General features: G+C 72.0%; 16 protein-coding genes. 8 read left to right on the top strand and 8 right to left on the bottom strand.

Annotated features, from left to right (window positions below; translation table 11 throughout):
* Positions 1-29: 29 nt before the first annotated feature.
* Positions 30-1,124, bottom strand: coding sequence for a chemotaxis protein (locus tag AB0927_RS23730; protein ID WP_366669697.1), 1,095 nt, complete (start codon positions 1,122-1,124; stop codon positions 30-32).
* A gap of 415 nt (positions 1,125-1,539) precedes the next feature.
* On the opposite strand from AB0927_RS23730, the gene asnB reads away from it, so the two are divergent.
* Positions 1,540-3,381: an asparagine synthase (glutamine-hydrolyzing) gene (asnB, locus tag AB0927_RS23735; protein WP_366669698.1), complete on the top strand. Its 1,842-nt coding sequence runs from the start codon at positions 1,540-1,542 to the stop codon at positions 3,379-3,381.
* Positions 3,382-3,407: 26 nt separating this feature from the next.
* On the opposite strand, the gene AB0927_RS23740 is transcribed toward asnB, so the two are convergent.
* Positions 3,408-4,133, bottom strand: coding sequence for a DUF4232 domain-containing protein (locus AB0927_RS23740; RefSeq protein WP_366669700.1), 726 nt, complete (start codon positions 4,131-4,133; stop codon positions 3,408-3,410).
* Positions 4,134-4,183: 50 nt separating this feature from the next.
* Positions 4,184-5,812 carry an alpha/beta hydrolase gene (locus tag AB0927_RS23745; protein ID WP_366669701.1) on the bottom strand — a complete coding sequence of 543 codons (1,629 nt, stop codon included), beginning with the start codon at positions 5,810-5,812 and terminating at the stop codon, positions 4,184-4,186.
* A gap of 296 nt (positions 5,813-6,108) precedes the next feature.
* Here AB0927_RS23745 and AB0927_RS23750 point away from each other — a divergent pair, with 296 nt between their 5' ends.
* The 3 genes from AB0927_RS23750 to AB0927_RS23760 all read left to right on the top strand — a co-directional run bounded on the left by AB0927_RS23750 (position 6,109) and on the right by AB0927_RS23760 (position 8,805).
* A complete protein-coding gene (locus AB0927_RS23750; RefSeq protein WP_366669702.1) occupies positions 6,109-6,759 on the top strand; it encodes a chaplin family protein in 651 nt (216 codons plus the stop codon).
* Between the two features lie 355 nt (positions 6,760-7,114).
* Complete coding sequence (locus AB0927_RS23755; protein ID WP_366669703.1) at positions 7,115-7,969, top strand: GNAT family N-acetyltransferase; 855 nt, start codon at positions 7,115-7,117, stop codon at positions 7,967-7,969.
* 50 nt (positions 7,970-8,019) lie between these two features.
* On the top strand, positions 8,020-8,805 hold the full coding sequence (locus AB0927_RS23760; protein ID WP_366669704.1) for a GNAT family N-acetyltransferase: 786 nt from the start codon (positions 8,020-8,022) through the stop codon (positions 8,803-8,805).
* A 7-nt stretch (positions 8,806-8,812) separates the two neighbouring features.
* Here AB0927_RS23760 and AB0927_RS23765 read toward each other — a convergent pair whose 3' ends face one another.
* The gene (locus AB0927_RS23765; RefSeq protein WP_366669771.1) at positions 8,813-9,076 is read right to left on the bottom strand and encodes a GlsB/YeaQ/YmgE family stress response membrane protein; all 264 of its coding nucleotides are present in this window, start codon (positions 9,074-9,076) and stop codon (positions 8,813-8,815) included.
* Between the two features lie 227 nt (positions 9,077-9,303).
* Here AB0927_RS23765 and AB0927_RS23770 point away from each other — a divergent pair, with 227 nt between their 5' ends.
* Positions 9,304-10,779 (top strand): hydrolase, encoded by a 1,476-nt coding sequence (locus AB0927_RS23770; RefSeq protein WP_366669705.1) that lies wholly within the window; start codon positions 9,304-9,306, stop codon positions 10,777-10,779.
* A 48-nt stretch (positions 10,780-10,827) separates the two neighbouring features.
* Here AB0927_RS23770 and AB0927_RS23775 read toward each other — a convergent pair whose 3' ends face one another.
* Positions 10,828-13,569: an exo-beta-D-glucosaminidase gene (locus AB0927_RS23775; RefSeq protein WP_366669706.1), complete on the bottom strand. Its 2,742-nt coding sequence runs from the start codon at positions 13,567-13,569 to the stop codon at positions 10,828-10,830.
* Between the two features lie 175 nt (positions 13,570-13,744).
* Here AB0927_RS23775 and AB0927_RS23780 point away from each other — a divergent pair, with 175 nt between their 5' ends.
* Together AB0927_RS23780 and AB0927_RS23785 are read left to right on the top strand one after the other, a co-directional pair.
* Positions 13,745-15,187, top strand: a complete 1,443-nt coding sequence (locus AB0927_RS23780) for an APC family permease (protein WP_366669707.1) — start codon at positions 13,745-13,747, stop codon at positions 15,185-15,187.
* A gap of 80 nt (positions 15,188-15,267) precedes the next feature.
* Entirely contained in the window at positions 15,268-15,792 is a 525-nt protein-coding gene (locus AB0927_RS23785) for a GNAT family N-acetyltransferase (RefSeq protein WP_366669708.1), read from the top strand.
* Between the two features lie 123 nt (positions 15,793-15,915).
* Here AB0927_RS23785 and AB0927_RS23790 read toward each other — a convergent pair whose 3' ends face one another.
* Positions 15,916-16,353, bottom strand: a complete 438-nt coding sequence (locus AB0927_RS23790) for an SPW repeat protein (RefSeq protein WP_366669709.1) — start codon at positions 16,351-16,353, stop codon at positions 15,916-15,918.
* A 218-nt stretch (positions 16,354-16,571) separates the two neighbouring features.
* Between AB0927_RS23790 and AB0927_RS23795 the strand changes: the two genes are divergently transcribed.
* On the top strand, positions 16,572-17,759 hold the full coding sequence (locus AB0927_RS23795; RefSeq protein ID WP_366669710.1) for a hypothetical protein: 1,188 nt from the start codon (positions 16,572-16,574) through the stop codon (positions 17,757-17,759).
* A 35-nt stretch (positions 17,760-17,794) separates the two neighbouring features.
* On the opposite strand, the gene AB0927_RS23800 is transcribed toward AB0927_RS23795, so the two are convergent.
* A complete protein-coding gene (locus AB0927_RS23800) occupies positions 17,795-18,145 on the bottom strand; it encodes a hypothetical protein (RefSeq protein WP_366669711.1) in 351 nt (116 codons plus the stop codon).
* Between the two features lies 1 nt (position 18,146).
* Positions 18,147-18,362 carry a hypothetical protein gene (locus AB0927_RS23805; RefSeq protein WP_366669712.1) on the bottom strand — a complete coding sequence of 72 codons (216 nt, stop codon included), beginning with the start codon at positions 18,360-18,362 and terminating at the stop codon, positions 18,147-18,149.
* Between the last annotated feature and the right edge of the window lie 30 nt (positions 18,363-18,392).

Consider the following 18,392-nt stretch of genomic DNA (forward strand, 5'->3'; position numbering starts at 1 on the left):
AGCGCGCACTCAAGGCTTCGACGGGCGGGTCAGAACCGCAGCACCCCCGCGATCCCGTCCTCCTCGCCCAAGGTGCCGTCGGGCACGAAGCGGACCTCGGCGCCGGTCTCCAGGCACTGCTCCACGATCTCGTCCACGATGTCGTCGCGGGCGTCCAGGTCGGCGGGCTCGGCCGGGATCAGATGGTCGCCGTCGTCACGGACGACCGCTCGGAAGCCCTCCTCCACGGCGAGCAGCCGCACCCGGCCCTCCCGGGCGCTGAGCCACAGCTCGTCCAGGCCCGCCGCGAAGGTGCGGTGGCCGCGCGCGGAGGTCAGCTCCTCGACCACGGAGGTGGTGTCCTTGGACTCCTCCGCCTCCAGCGCCGGCCGGATGGCCTGCCACACCGCCTCGGGACCGGAGTTCGCGAGGCCGCCGTGGCCCACCAGCACGGCGTGCTTGGTGACGCTGCCGGCCTCGTCCATCAGGGAGAGCGCGGCCCTCTCGCCGGTGACGTACAGCGGACGGGGCTGGTCGCGCAGGAGGGAGGCCATCGCGATGTCCGCCTCGCGCAGGAACTGGCGGGTGCCCTCGTCGCGGAAGGTGCTCGGCAGGTCACCGATGCGCATCTGCCGCTCGGCGTCGAAGTTCTCCCGGTTGCGGATCAGCGGGAAGCCCCCGGCGTGGGCCTCCTCGACCCGGCCGCCGCCACCGCTCCACAGGGTGACCCGGTCGGCCGAGACGGACAGCACCCAGAAGGGCCGCTCGGCCGCCTGCGCGGCGACCAGGTTGCGGGTGAGGAAGGTGTCCGCGAGCACCACGCGCTCGGGGACACTGCGGGCCAGCGACCAGACCTGGTGCTCGCCCGGCGCGGCGAAGATCACCAGACCGTCCTCGGCGTGGGCGAGATCCACCTCGGCGAGGGCCCGGTCGAGCTGGGCGTCGACGTCCGCGCGCCGCTCACGGGTCACGGCCGGATCGGCCTCCAGGCGCTTCCTGGCCTCGGCCACCACATTGCGCAGCCGGACCGGATCCTGGTCGCTGCCCGACCCGCGGCGGTGCGTCGGGGTCAGCACCGACACCGCCGGGTAGGGCCGCGGCCGCCGCAGTTCGGCAAGGGTTGCGGGACTCAGTGCGTGCTCCATGACAGCACCATAGGGCCGATTCACAAGTACGGCATTCGGGGTATTCCGGATATATGACTGTTGAGCGTGACGTGCCCGCGATGCCCCGGTGGCCCGGCCGCCGGGGCACCGGGGCGGTTCCTGATCGCGAAGCCGCGGGGCGAACACCGCTTGGGGAACTTTTTGCCCGTGGCCGGTTCCCGCCGCTTCCGGCGCACCGGCGCCGCGTTTCCTGGATTTCACACAGGCAAAACACGGCCGAAATCATCGGGCGCACGGCCCCGGCCGTGTCGCGGTCGCGTTGACCGGCACCGGCCGCCGACGGACGCTCGTCATGTAGGTGCTCGATACAACTGGTTCGCCGGCCGGTCCACGACCCCCGCGAAAGCGCAGGTGGGCGCGAGACCTTCGGCCGGCCGGAGGCAGGAGGCAGCGCATGTGCGGCATCACCGGATGGGTGTCCTTCGACCGTGACCTGACCGCCGAGGCCACCACCTTGCATGCGATGACCGAGACGATGGCCTGCCGCGGCCCGGACGACCGCGGCACCTGGGCCGAGGGGCCCGCGGCCCTCGGCCACCGCCGGCTCGCCATCATCGACCTGCCGGGCGGCCGCCAGCCGATGTCCCTCGCCACCCCCGAGGGCACCGTCGCGCTGGTCTACTCCGGGGAGACCTACAACTTCACCGAGCTGCGCCGCGAACTGACCGACCGCGGCCACCGGTTCACCACCGACTCGGACACCGAGGTGGTCCTGCACGCCTACATCGAATGGGGGGACGCGGTCGCCGAACGCCTCAACGGCATGTACGCGTTCGCCCTCTGGGACGGCCGCCACGACAAGCTCGTGATGATCCGCGACCGCATGGGCATCAAGCCGTTCTACTTCTACCGGACGCCCGACGGCGTCCTGTTCGGCTCCGAGCCCAAGGCGATCCTCGCCAACCCGCTGGCCCGCCGCCGCGTGACCCTCGACGGCCTGCGCGAGCTGTTCGCGATGATCAAAACCCCCGGCCACGCCGTCTGGGACGGCATGCGCGAGGTGGAACCCGGCACGGTCGTCACCGTCGACCGCTCCGGCCTGTCCACCCGCGTCTACTGGAGCCTGCGGACCCGCCCGCACGAGGACGACCGCGACACCACCATCACCACCGTGCGCACCCTCCTGGACGACATCGTGCGCCGCCAGCTCGTCGCCGACGTGCCCCGCTGCACCCTGCTCTCCGGCGGCCTCGACTCCTCGGCCATGACCGCGCTCGCCGCCCGGCAACTCGCCGAGCAGGGCGAGACGGTGCGCTCCTTCGCCGTCGACTTCGTCGGCCAGACCGAGAACTTCGTCGCCGACGAACTGCGCGGCACCCCCGACACCCCCTTCGTGCACGACGTCGCCCGGCTCGCCGGCACCGACCACCAGGACATCGTGCTCGACGCCCAGGCCCTCGCCGACCCCGCCGTGCGCGAGCAGGTCATCCGGGCCCGCGACCTGCCGGCCGGCCTCGGCGACATGGACGCCTCACTGCTGCTCCTCTTCCGCGCCGTCCGGCAGAAGTCCACGGTGGCCCTGTCCGGCGAGTCCGCCGACGAGGTCTTCGGCGGCTACCTCCAGTTCTTCGACGAGGAGGCCCGCAACGCCGACGCCTTCCCCTGGCTGGTGCGCTTCGGCCGGCACTTCGGCGCCGACTCCGACGTCCTGCGCGGCGACCTGGTCAAGAACCTCGACATGGCCGGGTACGTCGCCGACGGCTACCGCACGGCCGTCGCCGGCATCGAACGGCTCGCGGGCGAAAGCGACTTCGAGTTCCGCATGCGGCGGATCTGCCATCTGCACCTGACGCGGTTCGTGCGGATACTGCTCGACCGCAAGGACCGGATGAGCATGGCCACCGGCCTGGAGGTGCGGGTGCCGTTCTGCGACCACCGCCTGGTCGAGTACGTGTTCAACACCCCGTGGGCCCTGAAGTCCTTCGACGGCCGGGAGAAGAGCCTGCTGCGCGAGGCCACCAAGGACGTCCTGCCGCGGTCCGTGTACGACAGGGTCAAGAGCCCCTACCCGTCCACGCAGGACCCGCGGTACGCCCGCGCCCTCCAGGACCAGGTCAAGGACCTGCTCGCCCGGCCCTCGCACCGCGTCTTCGACCTGGTGGACCGGGACCGCGTACGGCAGGCCGCCGAACGCGAGGCCCCGGTCGCGGACCAGGCGGCCCGGCACGGCCTGGAACGCACCCTGGACCTCGCGCACTGGCTGGACCTGTACTCACCGGAACTCGTCCTCGACTGAGCCGCCCGGCCCGGCGAGTGGATCCCTCAGGTCGGGCTGGGGCTGGTCGGGCTCGGGCTCGTCGGCGCCGGGGCGACCGGGCTCGGGCTGGTGGGGCTCGGGCTGGTCGGGCCCGGCCTGTTCGGAGTCGGCCTGATGGGCCTGGTCGGGCTCGCGGTCGGGCTCGGTGTCGTCCTGGTCGGGCTCGGAGTCGCGGTCGGGGTCGGGGTCGGCCTCGGGCTCGGCCGGGCGTGGAGCCCGAGCGCCCGGTCCGCGGCCGCCGCCGAGGGCTGCCACCACGTCGTCACCGGCTCCCACACCGACACCTGGGCGCCGGTGCCGAGCCGGGCCGGGGAGAAGACGCGGCCCCAGCGGCCCGCCCAGTCGCCGACGGTGACCGACGACGCCCGGCGCGCCTGCGGGTCCGCCGGCCGGGCGATGGTGCGCACATCGGCATGGACGGTCGACCCCGCCGCGAGCCGCAGCCGGCCCGTGCCGTCCGACGGCATCGGCAGCGCCGCCCCGTCCAGGCCGCCGAAGGTCACCAGCGGCACCCGGTCGATGGCACAGGCCCGTCCGCCGGTGTTGGTGACGCTGACGCGCACGACGGCGGGACGGTCCGGCAGGGCGGTCGCCCGCAGCCTCAGCTGACCCTGGACGCAGGGGGCCGCCGATGGCTCCCGGGTGGCCGCCTGTCCCGGCGGCGCGGTCAGCAGCAGGGCCGCCACGGCGGCCGTGGCGGCGGGTACGGCGATTGCGGCGCGGATGCGCATGATGGTGTCCCTCCGTCGCGGTCGCGGACGCCGGTCGGCGGCCGCTGCGTTCATCGGTCGATGCGGTTCGGGAAGACGCTCCACTCCTTCCCGTCCGCCGGGCAGGAGCTGCCGTACGAGGGCAGGGAGCCGTAGAGCAGGAAGTCGTCCACCCGGCGGTGCACACACACGGAGGAGCCGTATCCGGTGTGCCCCTCGCCCTTGTTGTCGAGGACGACCGCCGACGGGCCGAGCCGCTGCGCGGTCTCGACCGTCCACGGGTACGGTGTCGCCGGGTCGCCGCGGGTGCCGACCAGCAGCATCCGCGCCGTGTCGACGTCCTTCACCCGGGCGCGGATGAAATCGGTGCCCTTGGGGCGGCCGTAGCACATCAGCACCTGGGTGAGCCGGTAGCGGCCGAAGACCGGGGACGCCTCGTCGTACGCGGCCCGGAGCCGCTTCAGGTCCGCGGCGATCCGGGCCGCGGAGGGCCGGTCGGGGTCGTCGGCGCAGTTGATCGCCATCAGGGCGGCCTGGAGGTTGTCGGCCGGCACGTCCTGGGGGTCGACCAGGCCGTCGTGCCCGGCCACCCGCCGGCCGCCGGTCAGCCCGGCACCCCCGGTGGCGAAGCCCATGACGCCCCGGGGATCGTCGTCCCGCTTCAGCGAGCCCAGTGCCCGCTCCAGCGACGGCCACAAATCCCTGCTGTAGAGGGCCTGCACGATGGCGGCCACCAGGTCCTGCCCGGAGAACGGGTCGCCGCCGTCCGTCGTGACCGGCCGCCCGTCCAGCGAGCGCACCAGCCGCACCACCTCGTCGCCGGCCGTGCGCCGGTCCCGCCCGAACGGGCAGCCCGCGTCCCGCACGCACCAGTCCAGGAAGTCGTCCAGCGCGGTCTGCTGTCCCCGCGCGCCCTCGATGCCCTGCTCGGCGAGCGACTCGGTCAGGGTGTCCACCCCGTCCAGCGCCATCCGGCCGACGTTGTGCGGGAACTGCGCCGCGTACACCGCGCCGAGCCGCGTTCCGTAGGAGAAACCCAGGTAGTTGAGCTTCCTGTCGCCGAGGGCCTGGCGGATCACGTCCAGGTCCCGGGCCGCGTTGACGGTCCCTATGTACGGCAGCACGTCACCGGAGCTGCGCGCGCACGCGTCGGCGGTTCGCCGCAACTGGCGCAGCAGCGCCTGGGGATGGCCGAGGTCGGCGTCCGCGCCGGTGACGGCCGCGGCCTGGTCGCCGCCGTCGCCGCAGCTGACGGGGGAGGAGCGGCCGACGCCGCGCGGGTCGAAGGTCACCACGTCGTAGCCGTTGGTCAGTCCCATGAACTGCTTTCCGCCGTAGGCCAGTTCGCCGACGCCCGCGCCGCCGGGGCCGCCGAAGTTCAGCAGGACCGACTGATGGGACCTGCCGGTGGCGCGATAGCGGGCCAGCGCGAGGTCGAGCGTGCCCCTGCCTGGGCGGGCGTAGTCGAGCGGGACCGTCACCTTCCCGCACTGGAGGTCCCGCGGCATGCCCGGGCCCGCGCAGGCGCCCCAGGCCACCTCCTGCCGGTAGAACCGGGACAGGTCGGGGCGGGCCGGCGCGGCGGGGACCGAGGCCGCGGCCGGGGACACGGGCAGCACGGAGCCGAGCAGTGCCAGGGCGAGGACTCCGGTACCCGCACAGCGCCGCACCGCGGACCGCGTGCACAGCTTGGCCAGCATCGATCGCCTCCCGGGGCGCCCGCAGCGGACCGGGACGGCGCCCTTTCGCTCACCATAAGTGGGCCCCGTTCGGCCCGCCTCCGGACGAGCGGAACGCCACCGGGTGCCGTATCCTCCGCGCCCGCTTGGGAGCGTTCACCAGCCTTACAAGCGGTTTATCGCCTGTGCCACTCGATGGGGTGAAAGCCGGATAGGCCATAACTTGGATGGTTCGCCCGCGTTTTACGGGATGCGGGTGGCTGCCCGCGAACTTGTCTGGAAGGCAGGAAACAATGAGACGGGCTACCCGAAACGGTGTGATCGCCACCGTCGCCGCCTCCGGCGCGATGGCCCTGGCCTGGCCGGTGTCCGCCGCGTTCGCGGCCGACGCCGGCGCGAGTGCCGACGGCGTCGCGGTCGGCTCGCCCGGAGTGGTCTCCGGCAACAGCATCCAGTTGCCGGTGGACATCCCGGTGAACCTGTGCGGCAACACGATCGACGTCGTGGGACTGCTCAACACGGCCGCGGGCAACGCCTGCGCGAACGAGAGCGGTGACGAGAAGGGCGAATCGACCTCGTCCAGCGGTGCCGTGGCCCACGGCAGCGCCGAGCACTCCCCGGGAGTGCTCTCCGGCGACGTCGTCCAGGTCCCCATCCACGTGCCGGTGAACGTCAGCGGTAACAGCATCAACGTGGTGGGCGTGGGCAACTCGGCGACGGGCAACACCTCCGTCAACGGCGGCGAGGAGACCCCGAGCCATCCGGTGACGACCGCCCCGGAGCCGCCGGCCCCGGTCAAGTCCCACCCGGCCGCGCCGAGCACCCCGCGTCCCGCGCCGGATCCGGTGAGCGCCTCGCTGGCCCACACGGGTACGGACCTGACCACCCCCGCGGCGGTCGGCAGCGCGGCGCTGTTGCTCACGGGCACCATCCTCTACCGCCGCTTCCGCCCCACCCGCATGCACTGACCCCCCACCCTGTCCCAGGCCTCCACCGGCCACCGGGCCCCCACCGTCCAGCACTTGGCCGGACGCCGGCCCGGTGGGGCCTCGCGGCGAAACCCCCTACGAGCCTCCGAGCGGCGACCCGAACCCGCTCGCGCCACGGGCTGCACGCCTACTCCTCCTTCGCGCCCCCGCTCCGGGCGTTCTTCATCGCGCTGACCGTCCTCGATCCACTGGTCGCCGTCCTGCTGCTGAACACCCCCCGGCCGGTGCCGGTCGGCTGATCTTCCCGTGGCACAAAGGCCGTTGATCCGCGAGGATGCTGCGGACACGGGCCGTGCCGTACGGCGGCGGGCCCCCGACGCGACGGAGCGCACCGATGACTTCTCCCGCCCCCCACGACCTCGTCGTCACCCGGGCCGACCTGGCCGACTGGCCGGTGATCAGCGGGTGGGCGGCGGCGGAGGGCTGGAACCCCGGACTGTCCGACGGGCCCGCGTTCTTCGCCCAGGACCCCGACGGCTTCTTCATCGGCCGGATCGGCGGGGAACCGGTCTCGGCCGTCTCCGTCGTCAACTACGGCGCGGACTACGCCTTCCTCGGCTGCTACCTGGTCCGCCCGGGCCTGCGTGGCCACGGTCACGGCCTCACCACCTGGAAGACCGCCCTCGCCCACGCCGGAACCCGCACCGTCGGCCTCGACGGAGTCGTCGCCCAGCAGGACAACTACCGCCAGTCCGGCTTCCGCCTCGCCTACCGCACCATCCGGTTCACCGGCACCGCCCCCGAGCCGGAGACCCCCGAGGGGGTCCGCCCGGCCGCGCCCGCGGACCTCGCCGCGATCACCGCCTACGACAGCGCCTGCTATCCGGCCGACCGCCCCCGCTTCCTCGCCGAGTGGCTCACCGCCCCGGGCCACCGCACCGTGGTACGCCACCACGACGGCCGCCTCACCGGGTACGGCGTGATCCGCCCCGGCCACGACAGCCTGCGCGTCGGCCCGCTCTTCGCGGACACCGCCGACGACGCCCGTGCCCTGTTCGCCGCGCTGGCCGGCGAGGCCGCGGGCCGGGAACTCGCCATCGACGTACCCGAACCCAACGCCGCCGGCACCGCCCTCGCCGAGGCCGCAGGCCTCACCCCCTCCTTCGAGACGGCCCGCATGTACACCGGCCCGGTCCGCGACCACGCCCAGGACCGCGTCTTCGGCGTGACGACCCTCGAACTGGGCTGACCGCGTAAACACGTTGCCGAGTCCGCTCCCGCGTGATCGAGTGGGCCGCCATGGACAAGACCGAGATCCTCGCCCTGTACGACCGTGACCTGCGCGAACACGCCGTCCCCGACGGCCCCGGAGCCCGCGTCGAGCGCGTCGGGCAGGTGGTACGGCAGATCGCGGACCCGCACGGCTGGAACGGCGTGCTCTGGTCCGGCCTCGACGAGGCGGGCGCGGACGCGGCGATCCGGGAGCAGATCGCCTGCTTCACCGCCCTCGGCCAGGACTTCGAGTGGAAGCTCTACAGCCACGACCGGCCCGCCGACCTCGGCGCCCGGCTCACCGCGGCCGGGTTCCGGGCCGAGCCGGCGGAGACGCTGATGATCGGCGAGATCGACCGGCTCGACCTGGCCGCCCGGCTGCCCGAGGGCGTACGGCTGGTGGCGGTCGTGGACGAGGCGGGCGTCGGCCTGTTCACCGAGATCCACGAGAAGGCGTTCGGCACCGACGGCACCCGGATGCGCCGGCGTCTGCTCGACCAACTCGCCGCGGATCCGGGCGCGATGGTGGCCGTCGTCGCGCTGGCCGGGACGGAACCCGTCAGCGCGGCCCGGATGGAACTGGTGCCCGGCACCCCGTTCGCCGGCCTGTGGGGCGGCGGCACCGCCGAGGAATGGCGGGGCCGCGGCCTCTACCGCGGCCTCGTCGCCCACCGCGCCCGCGTCGCCGCCGCCCGCGGCTGCCGCTACCTCCAGGTCGACGCCTCGCCCATGAGCCGCCCCATCCTGGAACGCCTCGGCTTCCTTCCGCTGAGCACCACGACCCCGTATCTGTATGAGGCCAAAGGGAATTGACGGTACATCAGCGACGTGACCGTGCTCGGTCGAGGGCGCTGATCCCCACCGCCGCCAGGGCGATCTGGATGAGCCACTCGATCCAGTCCGGCCCCTTGGTGTCCGCGACCCCGATCCCCGCCGCGATCGCGGACCCGATCAGCGCGGCCACGATTCCGACGACGATGGTCCACAGGATCCCGATGTGCTGCCGCCCCGGCACCACAAGCCGGCCCAGCACGCCGATGATCAGGCCGATGACGATCGCACTGATAATCCCTGAAATCTCCATCTCCACCCCTCTTCGCGGCGTATCCCGTCCTTGGTGAAGGTGCCCGCTCGAAGCGGAGACAGTCCGGCGCGGTTTATTGCCGGGACTTTCTGTTCACCGGCGCTTCATGCCATGTACCTTTCAAGCAATCGACGCGTGTAGAACCCTCAAGCGGGTTCTACGCGCGCAGATTTGGCGCCGCAACTCCTCTACCCCACACCCCACACCCCACAACGGAGGTTCGCCGGATGCTCGGATCGATGAGATCCCGACGCAGACTCACCACCGCACTCGCCGGTTTCGGCCTGCTCCTGACCGGAGCCGCCGTCCAGGTCGGTGCGAGCGCCCCCGCCCAGGCGGCGACCACCCATCGCGTCCTGTTCGACAACGCCCACGCCGAGACGGCGGGCAACGCCGACTGGGTCATCTCCACCAGCCAGCCCGACCCGCTCGGCCAGAACGCCAACCCGACGTCGGAGACGAGCTGGACCGGCGCGCTCTCCTCCTGGGGCGTGGCGCTGCAGAAGACCGGCAGCTACAGCCTGAAGACGCTGCCCGCGGGCCAGAGCCTCAGCTACGGCGGCACGTCCGCGCAGGACCTGTCGAACTTCGACACGCTGGTCCTGCCGGAGCCCAACACGATGTTCACGGCCGCCGAGAAGACGGCGATCATGACCTTCGTGAAGAACGGCGGCGGTCTGTTCATGATCTCCGACCACACCGGTGCCGACCGCAACAACGACGGCTACGACGCGGTCGAGATCCTGAACGACCTGATGACGAACAACGGGGTCGACAACACCGACCCGTTCGGCTTCTCCATCGACACGATCGACGTCAGCTCCGACTACCCGCCCGCGATCAGCGACAGCACCGACCCGGTGCTGAACGGCTCGTTCGGCAAGGTCACCAAGAGCCTGATCGCCGACGGCGCGACCGCCACCCTCAAGCCCGCCGACAATTCCTCCGTCAAGGGCCTGGTCTACCGCACCGGTTACTCGGGCAACACCGGCGCCTTCTTCCTGACCAGCACCTTCGGCGCCGGCCGCGTCGCGTTCTGGGGCGACAGCTCCCCGATCGACGACGGCACCGGCAGCTCCGGCAACACCCTGTACGACGGCTGGAACGACACCGGCGCCACCAACGCGCCGCTCGCCCTCAACGCCACCGCGTGGCTCGCCGGTGACGGCAGCACCAGCGGCGGTGGCGGCGGCACCGGCGGCGGCGGCACCGGCGGTGGCGGCACCGGCACCTGCACCGCGGGCCAGCTCCTCGGCAACGCCGGCTTCGAGTCGGGCAACTCCACCTGGAGCGCGTCCAGCAGCGTCATCACCAACTCCACGGGCGAGTCGCCCCGTACGGGCTCGTACTACGCCTGGCTCGACGGCTACGGCACCGCCACCACCGACACCCTGTCCCAGTCGGTGGCCATCCCGGCGGGCTGCACCTCGGCCAAGCTGAGCTTCTACCTGCACATCGACACGGCCGAGACCTCGAGCACCGCCTACGACACCCTCAAGGTGCAGGTGCTGAACAGCTCCGGCACGGTCCTCGGCACCCTGGCGACGTACTCGAACGCCAACGCCGCCTCCGGCTTCACCCAGCGCAGCTTCGACCTCAGCGGCTACGCCGGGCAGACCGTCACCCTGAAGTTCACCGGCACCGAGGGCTCCAAGTACCAGACGTCGTTCGTCGTGGACGACACCGCGCTCAACGTGAGCTGAGCGTCCTGAACGCGAGGGGGGTGGGTCCGGCGGGACCCACCCCCCTCGTCATGCCGCCGGCACGGTCCGCTCCGGGGTGTTCCAGCCGGAGACCCGCACCCGCGGGGCCGCGCCGCGCAGGTCGGCCGTCCGGTAGACGGCGGTCAGCGTGACCGACTCGCCCGGCCACAGGCCGACCTCGTTGTCCGACCAGCGCACCGGCAGCACCGGTGCCCCGCGCCCGTCCACCAGATGCACGTCCGTCAGCAGCGACGGCGTCTGCCCCTCCGTGGTGTTCCGCAGGGTCACGGTGGTGGTCGAGGTGCCGCCCCGCGACCGTGTGGTGGCCGTCGCCGTCACCGGGACCGGCGCCATCGAAGCCAGCCCGGTGAGGTCCGCGTAGCCCGTCGTCGGCGTGTACCACCAGGTGGTGTGCTCCCAGTCGAGCGTGTCGGGCTCGGTGGACAGCCAGTACACGTTCCGGCTCACCTCCCGGCCGTCCGCGTCGGTCAGCAGCAGCCGCAGAAGGTACGTGCGCGCCAGTCCGGGCACCGAGGCCGGCAAGGTCAGCGCGGTCGCATGGGCCCCGTCCCCGGCCACCGACACCCCGCCGGCCGTCCCGTCGTAGCGCACGGTGCCGTCGGGGTCGAAGAGCGTGGCCCGCGCGGTGAGCCCCCGCTCCGGCGCGTGCCGGTTGTTCACCACCGCCACCGAGTGGTCGTCGTACGCGTACTGGATGTGCAGTGGCTCGCCGGCCTTCTTCGCGCCGAAGTAGGCGCCGCCCTGATCGAGGTAACGGTCCGTCAACTGCCAGTGCAGTGACGTCCAGCCGCTGTCGAACATCCAGTGGATCACGCCGGTGGCGGGCTCGGTGCGGTCCGTCGCGTTGCGTCCGTACGCCTCGAACTGGGCCCGTACGTTCTCGTACTGGGCCAGCTGGGCCTTGCGCACGTAGTCGGCGAGGCCGGTGGGCGCCCCGTAGCGGGCGGCGAGCGCGTCGTCGTAGAGCGAGAGGGTGCCGAAGGTGGCGGACGGCGAGCGGTGGTACTGCCTGGCCCCGGGATCCCGCCAGAGGCTGTCGAGTTCGGCCGGGGTGAGCATCCGGCGCAGGGTGTCCAGCGTGGGGATGCTCGGGCCCGCGCTGGTCTCGGAGTTGAAGCCGGTGGCCCCGCCCTCGCGCTTGGCGTACCAGTAGTCCGGTGGCACCCAGTCGTAGGGGCCGGTCATCTTCATGCCGGAACGGCCCAGTCGGGGGGAGGACTTGTCGGAGGCGGCGGCGATCACGGGGAGGTTCCAGTCGGCAGCCCGCAGCGCGTCCAGGTAGTTCTTCTCGATCGTCGCGTCGGGCGCGAAGTCGCTGCCGATCAGGAAGGAGATCACGCTCGGGTGGTCCCGCAGCCGGGCGGCCTCGGCGGCCATGGACGCCTTCGCCACCGGATAGTCGGCCGGCGTCCACTTCTCCCCGTTCTCCGTGCCGTTGACCTGGCCCTCCCACTTGTCGCAGCACTCCCAGCCCGGCAGCGTGAGCACACCGAGCCGGTCGGCCAGCTCGAAGAACTCGTCCGGCTCCAAGTGGCCTTCCAGACGCAGGGTGTTCAGGCCCAGATCGACGGCGTACCGCAGCCGGTCCTCCGCGTAGCCGCGGTCCCAGCGCAGGAACTCGTCCGGCGACCAGCCACCGCCCCTGATCAGCAGCGGGCGGCCGTTGATCACGTACCGGCGGGCCCCGGCCGCGTTCAGCGGGGCCCGGACGTCGCGGATGCCGAAGGTCCGGTGGGCGGTGTCCGAGGTCGCGCCCGCCACGCGCGCGGTGAGGTCGAGGGCGTACAGCGGCTGCCCGCCCATTCCGGCCGGCCACCACACCTTCGGCGCCCTCAGGCGCAGTCCGGGCACGTCGGCGGGGGAGAAGGTGACGGTCCGGCTCTCGTGCGGGGCGAGCCGGACCGAGGTGCGGAAGCGCGTGCCGCCGATGGCGCCGGAGACCTCCGCGGTGACCGCCGTACCGGAGTCGTTGCGGGCCTGGGCCCTGACGGTGAGGCCGGCCGTGGCGAGGGACGGCACGGCCAGCTCGGTGATCACATGCGCGTCGCGCAGCGCCACCGGGCCGCTCCGCCGCACCAGGACGTCCCGGACGATGCCCATGTTCCGGTCGGGCGGCGGCTGGAGCCAGTCCAGCCAGCCGGTGGTCAGGTCCTTGCTCGGCTCGTTGGGCCGGACACGGAAGGCGACCGAGTTGACGCCGGGCCGGACCAGCGAGGTGACGTCCAGTTCGTGGTGGGTGTAGACGCCGGTCACGTCCGCGGCCGTGGCCACCTGGCGGCCGTTGACGTAGACGTCGGCCGCCGAGACGACCCCGCTGAAGTCGAGCAGGGTGCGCCGCGTGGTGTCGGCGACGGTGAAGTCGGAGCGGTACCACCACGGCACCTCGAAGTCGGCCCTCGGGATCTTCTCGAGGTTGGTGGAGCGGAAGGGGTCGTCGTACACCCCGGCGGCGAGCAGCGCGGCCAGGACCGTGGAGCGCGGGCCCGCCGGGTACCAGCCGCGCGCCGGATAGCCGGGGGAGGAGACGGCCGCAGGGGAGTCGCCCGCCTTGGCCGTGGACTGGACGGCGTAGCCGGCGAGCGGGGTCGCGGAACCGGCGGCGGAGGACACCTGGGTGCTCCGGGTGGGCGGATTCAGCTCCGCGAGCGGGCGGAGCGGCGGCGCGGGGGAGTGGGGCCCGGACCAGGCGCCGGTGGTGAGGTAGCCCAGCAGGGCGAGGAGTCCGATGGCCGTGGCGAGCCTATGGCCGGGGGCGGGGCGAGGGAACACAGACGGTCTCCAGGCTCGTAAAGTTAGGAAACTTTACTAACCGGCCTTAAGCTAGGTCGCCGTCAAAGGACTGTCAACGAACGTCGCCACGGCGTCCGCTGAATATCCGTCAACCGCCTTCTCCCGGCGCCCGGATTCTCGTAGGGTCCCCTCCCCGACGCCTCCAGGAGTCCCCATGTCCGGTAGCCCGCCGTCTCCGGCCGGTTTCGTCCGCCGGGTCGGGCTGTTCCAGGCCACGGCCATCAACATGAGCCAGATGTGCGGCATCGGCCCGTTCGTCACCATCCCGCTGATGGTCGCCGCGTTCGGCGGCCCCCAGGCGGTCATCGGGTTCGTCGCGGGCGCCGTGCTGGCGCTGTGCGACGGGCTGGTCTGGGCGGAACTGGGCGCCGCGATGCCCGGCTCCGGCGGCAGCTACGTCTACCTGCGCCAGGCCTTCCAGCACCGCACCGGGAGGCTGATGCCGTTCCTGTTCGTGTGGACGGCGATGCTCTTCGTGCCGCTGATCATGTCCACGGGCGTGGTCGGCTTCGTCCAGTACCTCGGCTATCTCGCCCCCGGTCTCGGCGGCACGGCCGGTGATCTGACCGGTCTCGGCGTCATCGCCCTCGTCGTGCTCCTGCTGTGGCGCGGCATCGAGCACATCGCGCGGATCACGGCCGTGATGTGGACCGTGATGATCGCCTCGGTGGTCCTGGTGATCACCGCCGCCGCGACGGACTTCAGCCCACACCTGGCCTTCACCTACCCGGCGGGCGCCTTCGACCTGGCCGGCGGCCACTTCTGGACCGGCTTCGCCGCGGGCCTGACCATCGGTGTCTACGACTACCTCGGCTACAACACCACCGCCTACATGGGCGCCGAGATCAAGGACCCCGGCCGCGTGCTGCCGCGCTCCATCCTCTACTCGATCCTCGGCATCATGGCGATCTACCTGCTGCTCCAGATCGGCACGCTCGGCGTCGTCGACTGGCACCGCATGAGCGACCCCGGCGACATCGCGTCCACCTCCGTGGCCTCCGCGGTCCTGGAGCGGACCTGGGGCAGGGGGGCCGCCGACACGGTCACCGTGCTCATCCTGATCACCGCCTTCGCCTCCGTGTTCACGGGCCTGCTGGGCGGCTCCCGGGTGCCCTACGACGCCGCGCGCGACCGGGTCTTCTTCCGGCCGTACGCCAGGCTGCACCCCCGGCACCGCTTTCCGACGGTGGGCCTGGCGACCATGGGTGTGCTCACCGCGGTCGGCTTCCTCATCGGCCGCCACACCGACCTCGCGACCCTGATCCAGCTCCTCACCACCGTGATGGTGATCGTCCAGGCGCTGTCCCAGATCGTCGCCCTGACGGCGCTGCGCGTCCGGCGGCCGTCGCTGCACCGCCCGTACCGCATGTGGCTCTACCCGCTGCCGTCCCTGGTGGCCTTCGCCGGCTGGTGCGTGATCTACGGCTACGCCGACCGCAACTCTCCGGGCCGCCACCCGGTCGAGTGGTCCCTGGCCTGGCTGGCCCTCGGCTGCGTGGCCTTCCTGATCTGGGCGCGGGTGGACAAGGTCTGGCCGTTCGGGACGAAGGAGACCGGTGAGCAGCGCCCGGCCGGGCTGGACACCGAGACGGTCTGAGCGTGGAGGGGCTATGATCCACGCAGACGTGCACGAGCCTCCCCGGCAGGACCTTGAGTCCGCCGGGGAGGCTTTCGTTCATGACCGAAACCAGCGTCGAAACCATGAGCGCGGACGTCCGCGTCCGCCCCGCGAGCGCCGAGGACCGGCCCGCCGTCGAGCGGCTGTGGCTGATGTTCCGCCATGACATGTCCGAGTACCAGGGCGGGCTGCCCGCCGCCGACGGCACCTTCCGCAGCGAGCGCGTGGAGGCCGCGTTCACCGCGCCCGGGTGGGCGCCCTATCTGCTGACCCGCGGCGATCACCTTGCCGGCTTCGCCTTCGTGCGGGGGCTCGACGGGCCGGTGCGGGTGTTCAACAGCTTCCTCGTGGTGCGGGGGGCGCGGCGCGGGAAGGTCGGGCTGCGGGCCGCGGTGGAGGTGCTGCGGCGGCATCCGGGACGGTGGGAGATCCCGTTCCAGCGGGGCAACGCGGGCGCGGTGGCCTTCTGGCACCGGGTCGCCGAGGATTCCGCGCCGGGTGGGTGGAGCTGTGCGGAGCGGGCGGTGCCGGGGCGCCCGGAGCTGCCGCCGGACCTGTGGCTGAGCTTCACCGTGGGCCGCTGACACAGGGGAGGACCGGTTCGCGCTGGGCGGACCGGCCCTCCGTCTTTCTTCCTTCCGTGTTCTTCTTTCCTTTCTCGACGTTCCGCTCCTTTCCCACGCGTTGTCCTCGTGCTTCCTTCCCCGCTAAGGCCTGGTAGTGCTCTTCGCCGACGTGGCGGCGCAGACGAGTCCGAGGAGGAGTGTCAGCGCGCCGATGATGACGTTGTTGATGATCACACCGGTGTCCGGGGCGCTGCCCACGATCCACGGTGCGATGATCATCCAGACGCCCAGGGCGCACATCGCCCAGCTGAGGCCGTACATCCGCTCGGGGGCCCTGGTGAATCCCAGTGCCAGCAGGCCTATCGCGATGCCCATGATCAGGTTGTGGGTCATGAGCGCCGGCTGGCTGGCGGTGTAGTGGAGGATCCAGGGCGATGCCGCGCAGTACAGGCCGAGCAGGAACACCGGCCCGTCCACGAGCGCCACATCACGGCCGCCGAGCATGCGGGCGTAGCGTTCCCGCATTTCGGGGACATCGGGGTGGGTCGACATGTCACCCCTGTGCGAGACGTTGGCCATGACTTTCGTCTCCTTCGAATGCGCAGGCCAGACCACTTCCGGATGCGGTGTTCAGCCAGTGCCGCAGTTCCCATTTTGCGCTTCTTCGCGGTTTATGTGTAGCGCTGGAGTGATTTGTCATGCACAGCGGCTCAGGGCCTCCCGCGAGGGCCGGTACAACCCCGAGCCGGTCGAACCTGTCTTCACAGGCGCAGGCGAGGCGCTGTCGAAAGGGAGACATGATCAGGCGAGTCCGGTTCGGTCGGGTGGGTGCGGTGGCGGCAGCCGTGGTGGTTCTGGGCGCGCCGGTGGCGCGGGCGGACGCGGGGACGCCGTCCGCGACAGGTGCCCGCACGCTCCAGGTGAAGGCCCCGGGCGACGCGGACCGGCTCACGATCGACCGACTCGGCCGCGACGGCGGCGAGACCCTGAAGGTCGGGTCCACGCTCAAGGTGCGGGCCGGGTTCACCTACCACGGCAAGCGGGCGCTGCGGCAGGTGATGGTGTATCTCTTCACGTCCGAAGGGCTTCCGTTCACGACCGAGTACGGCAACTGCCATTACGGCAGCAAGGTGCGGCAAGGCTCGGAGCAGACGTCCAGCAGGGCGTTGTGCCGGATCGACGTGAGGGTCGAGCCCGGTGAGTCCGTCGACCTGGCGCCCATCTCCCTGAAAGTGGGCGAGCACGCGCTGACGGAACGAGTGTCCGTGGGGGACGCGACGGGCATGGACTGGTCCGGCGGCGAGTGGCCCGACGTCCACCGGGGCCGGGGCGAGCCGCTGACCCTCGCGCGGCGCACCGGCAGCGTGCCGCCCGCCGACCGGCAGACCGACGGCATGGAGAGCGGCATGCTGACGGTGAGCGTGGACAACACGTGGGACATGGCGGTGACGGGCGCCGCGCTCAGGGGCAGGAAGGGCGAGACGCTCACGGCCGGCCTGGCCCTGGACTTCCACGGTGCCGATCTCCAGGCCCAGTTGGACGCCGAGAACAGCGTGCCGTTCGCCCGTGTCGAGGTGAAGTTCCCCAAGGGCGTGACCGTGTTGAACATTCCGAAGGACTGCAAACGCGGCGACGTCCGGTCGAGACCGCCCTACTACCTGTGCGAATACGGCCTGTACACCAACGGCTTCGACATACCGCTGCTCCGGGACGGGTTCCACAGGGACTACCCCTTCAAGGTGCGGATCGACGACACGTCCCGGCTCACCGGCGGCACGGTCCGGGTCGACGCCCCCGAGGAGCGGTTGCGGGCGGACGCCGACCCCGGCAACAGCACCGCTCCCATCACCTTCGAGGCGGTCGGCGGGGCGGCCGACGGTGCGGGCGGGTCCGGTACGACGGCATGGGTCGTGGCCGGGAGCGCGGCAGCCGTGGCGCTCGCCGGGCTCCTCGCCGTCGCCCTCGTCCGCCGGCGCGCCCGCTGACCTCCGGTAGGCCCGGTCGCGCGTGGGCGCCGTGCTCAGGCCGGGCATCCCGTCGGGGTGCCCGGCACCGGGCGGATCGGAAGGCGTGGGCGTTGAGCGCCTTCTGGAGCTGCGTGGTGGTGGCCGCGTCCCAGGTGCTCTGCGGAGTGAGGCCGAGGTGCTTGATGAGCGGTGAGCGCGGCCTTCACCACGGCGGCGGCGTGCGGGCCGTACTGCCCGTCGACGGTGAGGCCGGCGCGCTGGACGGTGTAACTGATGGACATGTCGCACCACTGCCCGGTGAAGCCGTACCAGGAGGTGACGGTGTTGTGGTTGGAGCCGGGCGGGTGCTCGGCCGTGCCCAGCGGCTTGCGTGCGGCGGCGATCATGCCCCGCGCGGTGCCCATGTCACAGCTCCCAGTCGTCGTCGAGGGCCTCGATGTCGGAGGTGACCGCGTGGTCCGGGTCCTGGCTGAGCCCTGTCTGGTCGGGGTCGACGTCGAAGACTCCGGCACCGCCCGCCGGGTACGCAATGGCCGCCGCGCAGGTCACGGGCGGGCGGCACGCCGTACCGGGGTGTCCCGCGGCGGACAGGGCGGGCTCGCGCGCCCGTATGACTACCATCGTGTAGACGGTCCGCACGCGGACGACGAG

The organism is Streptomyces sp. NPDC048106 (genome assembly GCF_040706415.1).
Classification (GTDB): Bacteria; Actinomycetota; Actinomycetes; order Streptomycetales; family Streptomycetaceae; genus Streptomyces.

Coding starts and splice junctions, on each gene's coding strand:
- asnB (WP_366669698.1), top strand. CDS start 1,540: ATGTGCGGCATCACCGGATGGGTGTCCTTCGACCGTGACCTGACCGCC.
- AB0927_RS23780 (WP_366669707.1), top strand. CDS start 13,745: ATGTCCGGTAGCCCGCCGTCTCCGGCCGGTTTCGTCCGCCGGGTCGGG.
- AB0927_RS23800 (WP_366669711.1), bottom strand. CDS start 18,145: ATGGGCACCGCGCGGGGCATGATCGCCGCCGCACGCAAGCCGCTGGGC.
- AB0927_RS23770 (WP_366669705.1), top strand. CDS start 9,304: ATGCTCGGATCGATGAGATCCCGACGCAGACTCACCACCGCACTCGCC.
- AB0927_RS23730 (WP_366669697.1), bottom strand. CDS start 1,124: ATGGAGCACGCACTGAGTCCCGCAACCCTTGCCGAACTGCGGCGGCCG.
- AB0927_RS23790 (WP_366669709.1), bottom strand. CDS start 16,353: ATGGCCAACGTCTCGCACAGGGGTGACATGTCGACCCACCCCGATGTC.
- AB0927_RS23745 (WP_366669701.1), bottom strand. CDS start 5,812: ATGCTGGCCAAGCTGTGCACGCGGTCCGCGGTGCGGCGCTGTGCGGGT.
- AB0927_RS23805 (WP_366669712.1), bottom strand. CDS start 18,362: ATGGTAGTCATACGGGCGCGCGAGCCCGCCCTGTCCGCCGCGGGACAC.
- AB0927_RS23795 (WP_366669710.1), top strand. CDS start 16,572: ATGATCAGGCGAGTCCGGTTCGGTCGGGTGGGTGCGGTGGCGGCAGCC.
- AB0927_RS23760 (WP_366669704.1), top strand. CDS start 8,020: ATGGACAAGACCGAGATCCTCGCCCTGTACGACCGTGACCTGCGCGAA.
- AB0927_RS23785 (WP_366669708.1), top strand. CDS start 15,268: ATGACCGAAACCAGCGTCGAAACCATGAGCGCGGACGTCCGCGTCCGC.
- AB0927_RS23755 (WP_366669703.1), top strand. CDS start 7,115: ATGACTTCTCCCGCCCCCCACGACCTCGTCGTCACCCGGGCCGACCTG.
- AB0927_RS23765 (WP_366669771.1), bottom strand. CDS start 9,076: ATGGAGATTTCAGGGATTATCAGTGCGATCGTCATCGGCCTGATCATC.
- AB0927_RS23740 (WP_366669700.1), bottom strand. CDS start 4,133: ATGCGCATCCGCGCCGCAATCGCCGTACCCGCCGCCACGGCCGCCGTG.